General features: G+C 62.5%; 14 protein-coding genes and 1 other RNA gene. 8 read left to right on the forward strand and 7 right to left on the reverse strand.

Annotated elements, in window-relative coordinates:
* Positions 1-94: 94 nt before the first annotated feature.
* The 6 genes from ACA046_RS31380 to ACA046_RS31405 form a co-directional block, all read right to left on the reverse strand.
* Positions 95-1,099: an extracellular solute-binding protein gene (locus ACA046_RS31380; RefSeq protein ID WP_008438892.1), complete on the reverse strand. Its 1,005-nt coding sequence runs from the start codon at positions 1,097-1,099 to the stop codon at positions 95-97.
* 95 nt (positions 1,100-1,194) lie between these two features.
* On the reverse strand, positions 1,195-2,412 hold the full coding sequence (locus ACA046_RS31385; RefSeq protein WP_497677155.1) for a 2-octaprenyl-3-methyl-6-methoxy-1,4-benzoquinol hydroxylase: 1,218 nt from the start codon (positions 2,410-2,412) through the stop codon (positions 1,195-1,197).
* A 9-nt stretch (positions 2,413-2,421) separates the two neighbouring features.
* A complete protein-coding gene (locus tag ACA046_RS31390) occupies positions 2,422-2,907 on the reverse strand; it encodes a DUF4442 domain-containing protein (RefSeq protein WP_459024558.1) in 486 nt (161 codons plus the stop codon).
* The gene (gene ubiH, locus ACA046_RS31395) at positions 2,900-4,087 is read right to left on the reverse strand and encodes a 2-octaprenyl-6-methoxyphenyl hydroxylase (protein ID WP_459024560.1); all 1,188 of its coding nucleotides are present in this window, start codon (positions 4,085-4,087) and stop codon (positions 2,900-2,902) included. Before ubiH ends, ACA046_RS31390 begins: the two co-directional genes overlap by 8 nt.
* Positions 4,084-5,406 (reverse strand): Xaa-Pro aminopeptidase, encoded by a 1,323-nt coding sequence (gene pepP / locus ACA046_RS31400; RefSeq protein WP_497675578.1) that lies wholly within the window; start codon positions 5,404-5,406, stop codon positions 4,084-4,086. The genes ubiH and pepP overlap by 4 nt, the downstream gene beginning before the upstream one ends.
* A 20-nt stretch (positions 5,407-5,426) precedes the next feature.
* Positions 5,427-5,984 (reverse strand): YecA/YgfB family protein, encoded by a 558-nt coding sequence (locus tag ACA046_RS31405; protein ID WP_003213952.1) that lies wholly within the window; start codon positions 5,982-5,984, stop codon positions 5,427-5,429.
* 138 nt (positions 5,985-6,122) lie between these two features.
* Between ACA046_RS31405 and ACA046_RS31410 the strand changes: the two genes are divergently transcribed.
* The 4 genes from ACA046_RS31410 to ACA046_RS31425 all read left to right on the forward strand — a co-directional run bounded on the left by ACA046_RS31410 (position 6,123) and on the right by ACA046_RS31425 (position 7,541).
* Positions 6,123-6,332: a TIGR02449 family protein gene (locus ACA046_RS31410; RefSeq protein ID WP_003213954.1), complete on the forward strand. Its 210-nt coding sequence runs from the start codon at positions 6,123-6,125 to the stop codon at positions 6,330-6,332.
* Positions 6,329-6,646: a cell division protein ZapA gene (locus ACA046_RS31415; protein WP_003213956.1), complete on the forward strand. Its 318-nt coding sequence runs from the start codon at positions 6,329-6,331 to the stop codon at positions 6,644-6,646. Before ACA046_RS31410 ends, ACA046_RS31415 begins: the two co-directional genes overlap by 4 nt.
* A 30-nt stretch (positions 6,647-6,676) precedes the next feature.
* A non-coding RNA gene (gene ssrS / locus ACA046_RS31420) (6S RNA) lies at positions 6,677-6,855 on the forward strand.
* Positions 6,856-6,911: 56 nt separating this feature from the next.
* A complete protein-coding gene (locus tag ACA046_RS31425; RefSeq protein WP_076013078.1) occupies positions 6,912-7,541 on the forward strand; it encodes a 5-formyltetrahydrofolate cyclo-ligase in 630 nt (209 codons plus the stop codon).
* A gap of 7 nt (positions 7,542-7,548) precedes the next feature.
* Here ACA046_RS31425 and ACA046_RS31430 read toward each other — a convergent pair whose 3' ends face one another.
* Positions 7,549-7,698 (reverse strand): hypothetical protein, encoded by a 150-nt coding sequence (locus ACA046_RS31430; RefSeq protein ID WP_003213959.1) that lies wholly within the window; start codon positions 7,696-7,698, stop codon positions 7,549-7,551.
* 196 nt (positions 7,699-7,894) lie between these two features.
* Between ACA046_RS31430 and ACA046_RS31435 the strand changes: the two genes are divergently transcribed.
* The 4 genes from ACA046_RS31435 to ACA046_RS31450 all read left to right on the forward strand — a co-directional run bounded on the left by ACA046_RS31435 (position 7,895) and on the right by ACA046_RS31450 (position 13,286).
* Positions 7,895-8,344 (forward strand): EVE domain-containing protein, encoded by a 450-nt coding sequence (locus ACA046_RS31435; RefSeq protein WP_258342747.1) that lies wholly within the window; start codon positions 7,895-7,897, stop codon positions 8,342-8,344.
* A gap of 139 nt (positions 8,345-8,483) precedes the next feature.
* The gene (locus tag ACA046_RS31440; protein ID WP_076013080.1) at positions 8,484-9,449 is read left to right on the forward strand and encodes an HlyD family secretion protein; all 966 of its coding nucleotides are present in this window, start codon (positions 8,484-8,486) and stop codon (positions 9,447-9,449) included.
* On the forward strand, positions 9,446-12,166 hold the full coding sequence (gene rbbA / locus ACA046_RS31445) for a ribosome-associated ATPase/putative transporter RbbA (RefSeq protein WP_459024570.1): 2,721 nt from the start codon (positions 9,446-9,448) through the stop codon (positions 12,164-12,166). Before ACA046_RS31440 ends, rbbA begins: the two co-directional genes overlap by 4 nt.
* A 1-nt stretch (position 12,167) precedes the next feature.
* On the forward strand, positions 12,168-13,286 hold the full coding sequence (locus ACA046_RS31450; protein ID WP_497675579.1) for an ABC transporter permease: 1,119 nt from the start codon (positions 12,168-12,170) through the stop codon (positions 13,284-13,286).
* Positions 13,287-13,324: the final 38 nt, after the last annotated feature.

A 13,324-nucleotide genomic window follows, 5' to 3' on the forward strand; every position in this document is an offset into this window, starting at 1 on the left:
GCGGCGTATCAGTCAACGCATATGTGACTGACACACCGTCTTCGCGAGCAAGCCCGCTCCCACATTTAGATCGGCGGTGCCTTACAAATTGTATCTAGTTCCAGCCAGCCCGATCCATCAAGCGAATAGCTTCAGCCTGACGCTTGCCCGCCACTTCCACCGGCAACGTATCGGCCACAAACTTGCCCCAGGTCGCCACTTCCGCAGACGGCGGCACGGCCGGGTTGGCCGGGAATTCCTGGTTCACATCCGCAAAGATCTTCTGCGCTTCCGGCGTGGTCATCCATTCAACCAGCGCCTTGGCTGCTTCCGGGTGCGGGGCGTGCTTGGTCAGGCCGATGCCCGACAGGTTGACGTGCACCCCACGGTCGCCCTGGTTCGGCCAGAACAGTTTCACCGCCAGGTCCGGCTTCTGCTTGTGCAGCCGGCCGTAGTAGTAGGTGTTGACGATACCGACGTCGCACTGCCCGGCATTGATCGCCTCGAGCACGGCGATGTCATCGGAGAACACGTCGGTGGACAGGTTGTTGACCCAACCCTTGACGATTTCTTCGGTCTTGGCCGCGCCGTGGGTTTCGATCAGGGTGGCGGTCAGCGACTGGTTGTAGACCTTCTTCGCAGTGCGCAGGCACAGGCGGCCTTCCCATTGCTTGTCGGCCAGCGCCTCGTAGGTGGTCAGGTCGCCCGGCTTCACGCGATCCGTCGAGTAGGCGATGGTCCGCGCGCGCAGGCTCAAGCCGGTCCAGGCATGGGCCGAAGATCGGTATTGAAGGGGGATATTCTTGTCGATCACCGCAGAGGTGAACGGTTGCAGGATGCCCATCTGCTCGGCCTGCCAGAGGTTGCCGGCATCGACGGTGAGCAGCAGGTCGGCGGTGGCGTTTTCACCTTCGGCCTTGATGCGCTGCATCAGCGGCGCTTCCTTGTCGGTGATGAACTTCACCTGCACGCCGGTCTTTTTGGTGTAGGCGTCGAACACCGGCTTGATCAGTTCGTCGATGCGCGAGGAGTAGACCACGACCTCATCGGCCGCCTGCACGGTGGTGCTGCCGATCAGGGTGAGTGCCAGGGCAGTCAGGAGGCGCTTGGGTGCCAACATGGGTGCGGTCTCTCATTTGCGAAAAGAGGGCAAATGATAAGGACTCACATTTGGTAACGCTCGACGGAGCCGTTACCAAATGTTGCGCAGCCCCCTCAGGCCTTGGCCAGCTCCGGCAAATCGCCGGACAAGCCCAAGGCCTGACGCACAAACAAAGCCTTGGCCTCCGGCATCTGCTCAACCACCTTCAGCCCGGCATTACGCAACCAGCGCAGCGGCAGTTGATCAGCCTGGAACAACCGCTCGAAGCCTTCCATCGCCGCCATCAGTGCCAGGTTGTGCGGCATGCGCCGGCGCTCGTAACGGCTGAGCACCTTCGCATCCGCCAGGCGCTCACCGCGCTCGTTGGCCGCCAACAGCACCTCGGCCAGCACCGCCGCATCGAGGAAACCCAGGTTCACGCCCTGCCCCGCTAACGGATGAATGACGTGGGCCGCGTCGCCAATCAATGCCAGCCCTTCTGCCACGTAACGTTTGGCATGGCGCTGACGCAACGGCACGCACACCCGTGGATCGGCGCTTACCACGGTGCCCAGGCGTCCTTCGAAGGCGAGTTCCAGCTCACGGCAGAAGCTTCCATCGTCCAGCGCCATCAAGCGCTCGGACTCACTCGGGGTGGTCGACCAGACGATCGAACACCAGTCTTCCTGCCCATCGCGTACCAGCGGCAAAAACGCCAGCGGGCCGTTGTCGGTAAAACGCTGCCATGCCGTGCGCTGATGCGACTGACTGCTGCGCACACTGGTGACGATGGCGTTGTGCAAATAATCCCATTCCCGGGTGGCGGTGCCGGTCAGGCGGCGCACGGCCGAGTTGGCGCCGTCCGCCGCGACCACCAGCGGCGCGCGCGAGGTGCGGCCGTCGGCCAGGGTCAGCAGCCAGTCATCGCCGGAGCGGCGCATCTGTTCCAGGCGCGCGTTGGCCAGCAACCCGAGGTCGCAGTCGTGCAGGCGATCGAGCAAGGCGTCCTGAACCACACGGTTTTCGACGATATGCCCAAGCACCTCGGCATGCACACTGGCTGCCGAGAAGTGAATCTGCCCGGTGCCGCTGCCGTCCCACACCTGCATCTCGCCATAAGGGCTGGCACGTCGCTCGACAATCCCGTCCCACACGCCAAGGCGCTCGAGGATGCGCTGGCTGGCGGCCGACAAGGCGCTCACCCGCGGCTCGAACGCAGCATGAGGGTCGAACGGTTTGACGCTCAGCGGGCTGCCGTCGAGCAGCAGCACCTGCAGGCCACTGCCCTGCAACGCCAGCGCCAGGGCGCTTCCGACCATTCCGGCCCCGACAATCAGCACATCTGCGCGCATGTCCATGCTTTAAGCCTGTCTCGATTGCGGCTTGCGCCGCACGTAAAGGGTTTTGTCGACCCGCGCCACCAGGGTGCCGGAGCCGTCATGAATCTGCACCTTGAGCTGCGGCAGGTACTTCTCGCCGCCGGAGGTGTGCTGGCGAATCTCGTCCAGCAACGCCTGGTCGATGGAAAATTCGGCAAACACCGGGCCTTTGCCCGGGGAGATGAAATCGATGGCCGCAGCCTTGTCCCAGACAATGTAGTCGCGCCCCAGGTTCTCCATCAGCATCAGCATGTAGAAAGGGTCGACCATCGAATACAGGCTGCCGCCAAACTGCGTGCCAACGTAATTACGGTTGTACCAGCCCAGGCCCATGCACACCTTGACCTCGCGAAAATCGCTGCCGATGTGCAACACCCGAACTCCGGCCCCGAGGTACGGCGGGTACAGGGTCATGATCCAGCGTAACAGCCGCGCCTTGCCCAGGCGTTGGGTCAGCCACTCACGCATCGGGACGGGTACCCAGGCCCATGGCCTGGCGCGCAAACCAGCGCTTGGCCGGCGGCAGCAGGTCCAGACCCAGCAACCCCATGTTGCGGCCCAGCGCTACCAACGGTTGCGCACTGCCAAACAGGCGGGTGACTTGGTCGGAAAAGCCGACAGTGAGTTTCTGGTCCATGCGCTGGCGCTCGCGATATGCCTGTAAGGTCGCCAGGTCGCCCGGGATCGCAGGCCCGGCCAGCAGCGCCTCGGCCAACGCGTAGGCATCCCGCAGGGACAGGTTGAAGCCCTGACCGGCAATCGGGTGCAGGCTGTGGGCGGCATTGCCGAGCACCGCCAGATTGGAGCGCACTTGTTCTTCCGCTTCCACAAGGGTCAACGGGTACAAGTGACGCGCACCGACCTGCTTGAGAGTGCCCAGGCGGTAGCCGAACACGCCCTGCAATTCACTGAGGAAGCTGCGCTCGTCCAGCTCGGCCAGGCGCTGGGCGTCCATGCCGATGCGGGTCCACACCAGCGCGCAACGGTTGTCCGGCAGCGGCAGCAAGGCCATCGGGCCTTCGTCGGTGAACCGCTCGAACGCCTCGCCGTTGTGGGCCTCGCTTGGGGTGATGTTGGCGATCAGCGCACTCTGGTTGTACGGCCGCTTTTTGACGCCGATGCCCAGTTGCTCGCGCAAGCCGGAGCGGCCGCCATCGGCCAGCACCGCGAGGTCGCACTCCAGCACGGTTTCGTCATTGAGGGTCAGGCGGTAGCCATCGGCAAGCGGCTCCATGCGGGTGACTTCCGCCGGGCAGCGCCAGCTGACCACCTCCTTGTCCAGGCCTTGCCACAGGCATTGGCCGAGCCAGGCGTTTTCCACCACGTAGCCGAGGGCGGGCACGCCTTCTTCCATGGCCGACAGGCGCGCAGTGGAGAAGCGGCCACGGTCCGACACATGAATCTGCTTGATCGGCTCAGCGCGACGGGAGATTTCCTGCCATACGCCCAAGCGTTGATAAATCTGCCGCGCGCCAAAAGACAGTGCCGAAGAACGTGCGTCGTAGCTCGGCTGGTAGCTGTCGCCAGGCGCAAACGGCTCGATCAGCACGATCTTCCAGCCACGGGCCTTGGCCCCGGCCTGCAACGCCAACGCGAGGCTGGCGCCCACCAGGCCGCCGCCGATAATCGCCAGATTGACCCGGCTCATCGGACACCCGCCATCAGTGCTTCGATCTCGGCGACGGACTTGGGCACGCCACCGGTCAGAATTTCACAGCCTTGCTTGGTCACCACCACGTCGTCCTCGATGCGTACGCCAATGCCACGCCATTTCTTCGCCACGTTCTGGTTGTCCGGGGAAATGTAGATCCCCGGCTCCACGGTCAGCGCCATGCCGACTTCCAGCACCCGCCACTCGCCGCCTACCTTGTACTCGCCCACATCGTGCACATCCATCCCCAACCAGTGGCCGGCGCGGTGCATGTAGAAGGCTTTATAGGCTTCGCTGGCGATCAGCTCGTCGACGTCACCCTGCAACAACCCCAGCTTCACCAGCCCGGCGGTGATCACTTGCACCGTCGCCTCGTGGGCCTGGTTCCAATGCTTGTTCGGGGCGATTTCGGCAAAGGCGGCTTCCTGGGAAGCCAGCACGATTTCGTAAATCGCCTTTTGCTCAGCCGAAAACTTGCCGCTCACCGGCCAGGTGCGGGTGATGTCGCTGGCGTAGCAGTCGATCTCGCAACCGGCGTCAATCAGCACCAGGTCGCCATCCTTGAGCAACGCGTCATTCTGCTGGTAATGCAGGATGCAGCTGTTGCGCCCCGAGGCGACGATGGAACCATAGGCCGGCATCTTCGCCCCGCCCTTGCGAAACTCGTAGTCGAGCTCCGCCTCAAGGCTGAACTCATACAATCCGGCGCGGCTGGCCTGCATGGCCCGCACATGGGCCGCGCAGGAAATCCGCGCGGCCTCGCGCATCACCTTCACTTCTGCCGCCGATTTATACAGGCGCATGTCGTGAAGCAGATGATCCAGGGCAACAAATTCATTCGGCGGCTGGGCGCCGAGGTGCGCTTTAGAGCGGATCACGTTGATCCACTCCATCAGGTGCCGGTCGAATTCAGCATTGCTGCCCATGGCCGAATACACCCGGTCGCGGCCTTCGATCAGGCCGGGCAGGATGTCGTCGATATCGGTAATCGGGAAAGCGTCATCGGCACCGAATTCGCGGATCGCGCCTTCGGTGCCCGCTCGCAGGCCGTCCCACAATTCCCGCTCGGCATTGCGTTCACGGCAGAACAGCACGTACTCGCCGTGCTGGCGGCCGGGCATCAGCACGATCACCGCTTCCGGTTCGGGGAAGCCGCTCAGGTACTGAAAGTCGCTGTCCTGACGGTAGACGTGCTCGACGTCACGGTTGCGGATGGCTACCGCAGCCGCCGGCAGGATGGCGATGCTGTTGGGTTCCATCTGCGCCATGAGCGCCTTGCGGCGCCGGGTGTATTCCGCTTTGGGGATATGGATCATGGACAGATGGGCTTCCTTTCTTAGTGCAGCGACGGCTTGGGTGCAGCGGGCTCAGCCGATTTACGGGTCTCGGTGAACAGCAGCAGCGGCGCGACGCGCAGGTATTCCATGACTTCCATGTAGTCGCTTTCACCGTCTTCGGATTCTTCCAGGGCGTCTTGCACCTGGGAGATGGCGGCCAGGTCTTGCAGCACTTCCTGGGCATCGGTGCTCAGGTCCAGGCCGCCGGCGTTCACGCCGAAACCGTGGAGGAAGCCTTGGCACCATTGGCCCAGCGCGGCGGCGCGCTCGGTGAGCGGCGCGTCATCGGTCGGCAGCAGCAACACAACGGTGACGTCATCACCAGTCAGTTCGCCTTTGACCATCTCTTGCAAGCCGATGAGGGCGTTGCGCACGTTTTCGGTGGGCTCGGTTTCCAGCAGCTCGGCGACGTCGGCCAGCCAGTTGTCGGCATCAAAGCCGACACCGGTGCAACTGCGGCCCAGCAGCACGCCGTGAAGCTCGGCAGGCGAGCAAGGATGACCGCTGGAGCTCAGCAGTTTGGAAAAAGCATCGTACGGGGAATTCTGAATGGGCATGGTGAGCTAGGCGCCAGGCGGCGCAATGTCTAGAATGAAGCGCTGTATCCTAGCATCGGCAGACGTACCAAGACTATCGAGGGCGTCAGATCGTTTATCCAGCAGTTGCCATTCATCAGACAAATCCAGTGGAACCCAATGGAAGACACCGACCTGCAAGCGCTGATGGCCAGACTCGAGCTGCTAATTAACCGGGTCGAGCAACTTAAGAGCCAAAACGGACTCCTATTAGCTCAGGAAAAGACCTGGCGCGAGGAACGCGCTCACCTCATTGAAAAAAACGAAATCGCCCGGCGTAAGGTCGAATCGATGATTTCGCGCCTGAAGGCCCTGGAGCAAGACTCATGAGTTCAAGCAATAGCGTCACCGTGCAGATTCTCGACAAAGAATATTCGATCATCTGCCCACAGGAAGAACGCAGCAACCTGGTGAGCGCTGCCCGCTACCTGGACGGCAAGATGCGTGAAATCCGCAGCAGCGGCAAAGTCATCGGCGCCGATCGCATCGCGGTGATGGCCGCACTGAACATTACCCACGATTTACTGCATAAGCAGGAACGGCCTGACGTGCAGGCCAGCGGCTCGACGCGCGAGCAAGTGCGCGACCTGCTGGAGCGGGTTGATCTGGTACTTTCTACCGATCCAGAGCCACCCAAGGGCTGATTGCGGCGTCGGTTTCGGGTATACTCGCCCCACTCCCTGGCGTGCTTGCCAGTCGGCGATGTCCCGGAGCCGATTCGCACTACCCTGGAAGTTGCACGTTGGGCTGGTGTGCATGTCCGCTAGACGGAAAGCCTTAAAGCCTACTGCTTCTTCCACCTTGAACTTTCGGGTTCAAGGGCTTAGTCGACAGCGGTTCTGTCGGGGAGCCTGATTCCCAAATCCAATGCCAGTCTTAGGACTGGCATTGTTTTATGAGCCGAAAACCATGACCGAACCTGCGCCGCTTTCCCGCCCGCAACTTCGACGCATGCTGCGCACAGCCCGCCGCGCCCTGACGCCCAGCGAGCAACGCCAGGCCGCCCTGGGCCTGTATCGGCAACTGGCACAGCACCCGCTGTTTCGCCGAGCCAAACACATCTCCTTGTATCTACCGACGGACGGTGAAATCGACCCGCGCCTGCTGCTGCGCGCCGCGCAGCGCCGGGGCAAGGCGACTTACCTGCCGGTGCTCAGCGCATGGCCGCGAACCAAGATGGTGTTCCAGCGGGTGCGCCCCGGCGAGAAGCTGAGCCCCAATCGTTTTCGCATCCTTGAGCCACAGGTGAATGTCAGCCGGCAACGCAAGGTCTGGGCGCTGGACCTGGTGCTGTTGCCACTGGTGGGATTCGATGATGTGGGCGGACGGCTGGGCATGGGCGGCGGTTTCTATGACCGCAGCCTGGCCTACATGGCCCGCCGGAAATCCTGGCGCAAACCGACACTGTTGGGCCTGGCCCATGAATGCCAGAAGGTCGAACGATTGGCGCAGGCAAGCTGGGATGTACCGCTTGAGGGCACAGTCACCGATAAGGATTGGTATATAGCAGAGACGCTACTGGAACCAGCAGCGCCTTAAAGACAGGTCAGCGTTTGAACGGTTGCGGTTGTTGCTGTGCGAGTTCAATCGGTGCGTCAGTCTTGTTCGACCACAAGCTCTGCGCATAGCCGGTGGTCACGACGCCCAGACCGAACAAAATAACCAATATCCATAGTAAATCCGGTTTGCGTTTCATCGATTGCCCCCCTTCAGGCATCTTGCACACGATGACAGCAACGTTCCATTAGTAGTCCGTGCCAGCTGCGCCAAGCTCAAAACCCCGGCATTCTGCGTTAACGTGGACCAACACGCAAACCTTGACGCCAACCGACCGTCGGTTTGTCATAAAATTGCCGGACAACTTTCCCAATCGTCTTTTGAGGAGCGAAAACATGGCCTATTGGCTGATGAAATCCGAGCCCGATGAACTGTCCATCAAGGGCCTGGAAAAGCTCGGTGAAGCCCGTTGGGACGGGGTGCGCAACTATCAGGCGCGTAACTTCCTGCGGGCAATGGCGGTAGGTGACCAGTTTTTCTTTTATCACTCCAGCTGCCCGGAGCCGGGGATTGCCGGCATCGGCAAAATCGTCGAGGCGGCATACCCGGACCCGACCGCGCTGGAGCCTGACAGCCATTACTTTGACGCCAAGGCCAGCCCTGAAAAAAACCCGTGGAGCGCGATCAATGTCGCCCACGTCGAGACCTTTCCCAAGGTCCTGGGGCTGGGCTATCTGAAACAGCAAACCGCCCTCGCAGAGTTGCCCCTGGTGCAAAAAGGCAGCCGCCTTTCGGTGATGCCGGTCACCGCCGAGCAATGGGCCGCCGTACTCGGCCTGCGTTAAATAGCAGAACCCTGCGGTCACACCCATGGCGCATGCATCTGCACGCCAACCGGGTTAGGGTGGCGCTTCATTTGACCCGCATCAAGGGCCTTCGGGCAGGATCGGTCAAACTAGGACGCTAACGCCGCAGGATGCACCCATGTCGACGAACCACCGCACCTCCCATCTTTTCGCCATTCCGTTGATTGTCTTGCTGCTGGCCGCCGGCGGCTTTGGCTATTGGCAATCCACCCAGGACCGCCTGCCCGAAGGCTTGAGCATGGGCAATGGCCGGCTGGAATCGACCGAAGTGCAGATCGCCGCCAAGATCCCCGGGCGCCTCGCCGAAGTGCGGGTGGACGAAGGCGACAAGGTGCTCAAGGGCCAACTGCTCGCGCGTATGGACACCCGCACCCTGGAAGCCCAGCGCGCCCAGGCCGAAGCCGAAGTGCTGCGCGCCAAAGAGAATTTCGCCGCCGCCCAAGCCAATGTGCAACTGCGCCAGAGCGAACAACTGCTGGCCAGCCAGGAACTCAAACGCACCCAGGAGCTGTACAAACGCGGCTTCGCCAGCGGCCAGTTGATCGACCAGCAGCAGGCGCGGCAAAACACCGGCAACGCCGCCGTGGTCGCTGCGCAAGCCCAGGTCAATTCGGTGAAGGCCGCCATCGGCGCCGCCCAGGCCCAGGTCGCACAGCTCACCAGCGAAATCGAAGACAGCAGCCTGCGGGCGCCCATCGACGGCATCATCCAGCTGCGCCTGGCCGAACCCGGCGAAGTGCTCGGCGCCGGTGGCCGCGTGTTGCTGCTGATTGACCCCAACGACCAATACATGAACCTGTATCTGCCCGCTTCAGTCACAGGCGCTTTGACCGTGGGCAGCGACGCGCGGATCGTCCTCGACGCCCTGCCGAAGCAACCGCTGCCGGCGAAGATCAGTTTTGTCGCGGCCAAGTCGCAGTTCACCCCCAAGGAAGTGGAAACCCGCGACGAGCGCCAGAAGCTGGTGTTCCGGGTCAAACTGCGCCTGACTCAACCGAGCGCCGTGCCGCAAGCCAAACCGGGCATGCCCGGCGCCGGCTATGTGCGCACCGCTGAACTGGACTGGCCGGCCAACCTGCAATGAGCAGCCTGGCGCTGCACGCCACGGGCATCAATCATCGCTACGGCAAGCAACAGGCGCTGATCGACATCGCCTTCAGCTTGCCCGCTGGCACACGCTGCGGGCTGATCGGCCCGGACGGCGCCGGCAAGTCGAGCCTGCTGGGCTTGATTGCCGGGGTTAAAAAGCTTCAACAAGGCGAACTGCAAGTACTCGGCGGCTCCATCGAAGACCGCCGCCACCGCAACAGCCTGTACCCGCGCATTGCCTTCATGCCCCAGGGCCTGGGCGGCAACCTGTACCCCGAGCTGTCCATCAGCGAGAACATCCGGTTCTTCGCCACGCTGTTCGGCCTGACGAAAGCCGACTGCGACCAGCGCATGCATAACCTGCTGCTGGCCACCGACCTCGCGCGCTTCGCCGAGCGCCCTGCCGGCAAACTCTCCGGCGGCATGAAACAGAAACTCGGCCTGTGCTGTGCGCTGATCCACGACCCGGACCTGCTGATCCTCGACGAGCCCACCACCGGCGTCGACCCGCTGTCCCGTCGGCGCTTCTGGGAACTGGTAGAAACCGTACGCAGCGAACGCCCGCAGCTGACATTGCTGGTAGCCACCGCCTACATGGAAGAAGCCGAGCAGTTCGAACACTGCCTGATGCTCGACCGCGGCAAGCTGATCGCCGACGGCCTGAGCAACGAACTCGCCGCCGCGACACCCAGCGGCAAACTGGACGAAGCCTTCACCCATTTCCAGGGCGACAGCGCCCACAACAACCAGCCGCTGGTGATTCCGCCACGGCAAAGCGACAACACCGACATCGCCATCGAAGCCCACGACCTGACCCTGCGCTTCGGCGATTTCACGGCGGTCGACAAAGTCAGCTTCGCCATTGGCCGAGGCGAGATCTTTGGTTTCCTCGGTTCCAACGGCTGCGGCAAGACCACCACCATGAAAGTCCTCACCGGGCTCATGCCCGCCACCGAGGGCACCGCGACCCTGCTGGGCAACCCGGTAAACGCCAAGGACCTGGCGACCCGCAAGCGCGTGGGTTTCATGTCGCAAAGCTTCTCGCTGTACGGCGAACTCAGCGTGCGCCAGAACCTGGTGCTGCATGCGCAGTTGTTCGACCTGCCGAAGGCTGAAAGCGGCCAGCGCATTGATGAGTTGATCGAGCGTTTTGACCTGGGCGACGTTGCCGAGCAGCCTTCCGGCGAGTTGCCATTGGGTTTGCGTCAGCGTTTGTCCCTGGCGGTGGCGGTGCTGCACCGCCCGGAAGTGCTGATCCTCGATGAGCCGACCTCGGGCGTCGACCCGGCCGCGCGGGATGCTTTCTGGCGGTTGTTGATCGAGCTGTCCCGGGAACAGGGCGTGACGATCTTCCTGTCCACGCACTTCATGAACGAGGCCCAGCGCTGCGACCGGATCTCGCTGATGCACGCGGGCAAGGTACTGGCCTGCGACACGCCGGACGCGCTGCAACAGCAATTCCACGGCGAAACCCTGGAAGCGGCGTTCGTCACCTGCCTTGAACAGGCCCAAGGTGCGCCCGAAGCAACCACCGCGCCCACCGAAACCGTCAGCGAACCCATGGCGCCGCCCGTCAGCAAACGCGGGTTCAGCGTCGCCCGCCTATTGGCCGTTGCCAGCCGCGAAGGCAAGGAGCTGCTGCGGGACAAAGTGCGCATGGCCTTCGCCCTGCTGGGTGCGATTTTCATGATGGTGATCTTCGGCTATGGCATTTCCCTGGACGTGGAAAAGCTCGCCTTCGCCGTCTACGACCAGGATCAAACGCCGCAAAGCCGCGCCTATCTGGAAGCCTTTCGCAGCTCACGCTACTTCGCCGAACAGCCGCCGATCACCGATTCCAACGAGCTGCACAAACGCCTGCAACGCTCGGAAATCAAACTCGCGCTGGAAATCCCACCGGGTTTCGGCCGTGACCTCTACGCCGGCCGCCAACCCGCCGTGGCCGCCTGGCTCGATGGCGGCATGCCGTTCCGTGCGGAAACCAGCCGCAATTATGTAGAAGCGGTGCATCAGGCCAATCTCCAGCAACTAGCCGAACTGAACAGCACGCCACTGAATCAGCAAGCTGCCGCCAAACTGGAAACCCGCTTTCGCTACAACCAGGACGTGGTCAGCGTGAACGCCATCGGCCCGGGCGTGATGGCGCTGATCCTCGCGTTTATCCCGGCGATGCTTACGGCCCTGGGGATCGTGCGCGAAAAGGAACTGGGCTCGATCACCAACTTCTATGCCACACCGCTGACTCGCTTGGAGTTCCTGCTGGGCAAACAGGCACCGTACCTGGCGGTGAGCCTGATCAACCTCGGGCTGCTGGTGGCAATGAACCGCTGGCTATTCGGCGTGCCCTTCAAAGGCAGCGGCGTGACCCTGGCCTTCGGCGGCCTGCTGTATGTGCTCGCCACCACCAGCATGGGCCTGCTGATTTCCGCGTTCACCCGCACCCAGATCGCGGCGATTCTCGGCACCATGATCATCACCAGCCTGCCGACCATTCAGTTCTCCGGGCTGATCGTGCCGCGCTCGTCCCTGGAAGGCGCCGCCGCGTTGATGGGTATGCTGTTCCCGGCGGGCTACTTCCTCGACATTGCGGTGGGCACTTTTACCAAGGCCCTGGACCTGCGCCAGTTGTGGCCGCAGTGCCTGGCGCTGTTCGGGTTCTTCCTGGGGTTTACCGGGCTTAGCCTTATCATGCTCAAGAAGCAGGAGGCCTGAGATGCACAAATTCGCCCATATCCTGCGCCTCGGCATCAAGGAACTGACCAGCCTGCGCCACGACAGCGTGTTGCTGCTGTTCCTGTTCTACGCCTTCACCGTCGCCATCTATATGCCCGCCGCCGGTTCGGTGATCGGCGTGCATAACGCGAGCGTGGCCTTCGTAGATGAGGACCACAGCGCGCTGTCCCGACAACTGGCCGAAGCACTGCAACCACCGGAATTCCAGGCGGCGGTGCCGTTGCCGTATGACCAGTTGGACAAGGTGATGGACAGCGGCCAGTACACCTTCGTGATCAACGTGCCGGCGAATTTCCAGGCGGACCTGTTGGCCGGGCGCCAGCCGGGTGTACAGGTCAACGTCGATGCCACGGCCATGAGCCAGGCGTTCATGGGCGCCGGGTATATCGGGCGGATTTTCCAGCGGGAACTGCTGACCTATGGCGGCCAGGCCGATGCGGCCCAAAAAGCGCCGACGCTGCTGACCACCCGGGCGTTGTTCAACACGAACCTGGAAGGCGGCTGGTTTCTGGCGGTGATTCAGATCGTCAACAACATCACCATTCTCGCCATCGTGCTGACCGGCACCGCGCTGCTGCGTGAACGTGAACACGGCACCCTCGACCATCTGCTGGTGCTGCCGCTGACGGCACTGGAAATCATGCTGGCGAAAATCTGGAGCAACATGCTGGTGGTAGTGCTGTGCACCTGGCTGTCGCTGGAAGTGGTGGTGAAAGGCTTGCTCGGCGTGCCGCTGGCCGGGTCGCTGACGTTGTTTTTGCTGGTGACGGCGCTGTACCTGTTTGCCAGTACTGCCCTGGGCATCTTCCTCGCCACCCTCGCCCGCTCGACGCCGCAGTTCGGACTGCTGGCGATCCCGGTAATTATTCCGATGCTGTTGTTGTCCGGCGGGAGTACGCCACTGGACAGCATGCCGCAGTGGTTGCAATGGGTGATGCAGGGCTCGCCGTCGACGCATTTTGTGAGCCTGAGTGCGGCGATATTGTTCAGGGATGCAGGCGTGAGCGTGGTGTGGCCGGACTTGCTGGCGCTGGCGGGGATTGGATTGTTGTTCTTTGCGGTGGCGTTGGCGCGGTTCAGGAAGAGCCTGGCCTCCTGAGAGCGATGCGCTTTCGTGGCGAGGGAGCTTCCTCCCGC

The organism is Pseudomonas sp. LBUM1641 (assembly GCF_059716235.1).

Coding starts and splice junctions, on each gene's coding strand:
- ACA046_RS31430 (WP_003213959.1), bottom strand. CDS start 7,698: ATGAAACGCAAACCGGATTTACTATGGATATTGGTTATTTTGTTCGGT.
- ACA046_RS31405 (WP_003213952.1), bottom strand. CDS start 5,984: ATGCCCATTCAGAATTCCCCGTACGATGCTTTTTCCAAACTGCTGAGC.
- ACA046_RS31425 (WP_076013078.1), top strand. CDS start 6,912: ATGACCGAACCTGCGCCGCTTTCCCGCCCGCAACTTCGACGCATGCTG.
- ACA046_RS31415 (WP_003213956.1), top strand. CDS start 6,329: ATGAGTTCAAGCAATAGCGTCACCGTGCAGATTCTCGACAAAGAATAT.
- ACA046_RS31390 (WP_459024558.1), bottom strand. CDS start 2,907: ATGCGTGAGTGGCTGACCCAACGCCTGGGCAAGGCGCGGCTGTTACGC.
- pepP (WP_497675578.1), bottom strand. CDS start 5,406: ATGATCCATATCCCCAAAGCGGAATACACCCGGCGCCGCAAGGCGCTC.
- rbbA (WP_459024570.1), top strand. CDS start 9,446: ATGAGCAGCCTGGCGCTGCACGCCACGGGCATCAATCATCGCTACGGC.
- ACA046_RS31410 (WP_003213954.1), top strand. CDS start 6,123: ATGGAAGACACCGACCTGCAAGCGCTGATGGCCAGACTCGAGCTGCTA.
- ACA046_RS31385 (WP_497677155.1), bottom strand. CDS start 2,412: ATGCGCGCAGATGTGCTGATTGTCGGGGCCGGAATGGTCGGAAGCGCC.
- ACA046_RS31380 (WP_008438892.1), bottom strand. CDS start 1,099: ATGTTGGCACCCAAGCGCCTCCTGACTGCCCTGGCACTCACCCTGATC.
- ACA046_RS31450 (WP_497675579.1), top strand. CDS start 12,168: ATGCACAAATTCGCCCATATCCTGCGCCTCGGCATCAAGGAACTGACC.
- ACA046_RS31435 (WP_258342747.1), top strand. CDS start 7,895: ATGGCCTATTGGCTGATGAAATCCGAGCCCGATGAACTGTCCATCAAG.
- ubiH (WP_459024560.1), bottom strand. CDS start 4,087: ATGAGCCGGGTCAATCTGGCGATTATCGGCGGCGGCCTGGTGGGCGCC.
- ACA046_RS31440 (WP_076013080.1), top strand. CDS start 8,484: ATGTCGACGAACCACCGCACCTCCCATCTTTTCGCCATTCCGTTGATT.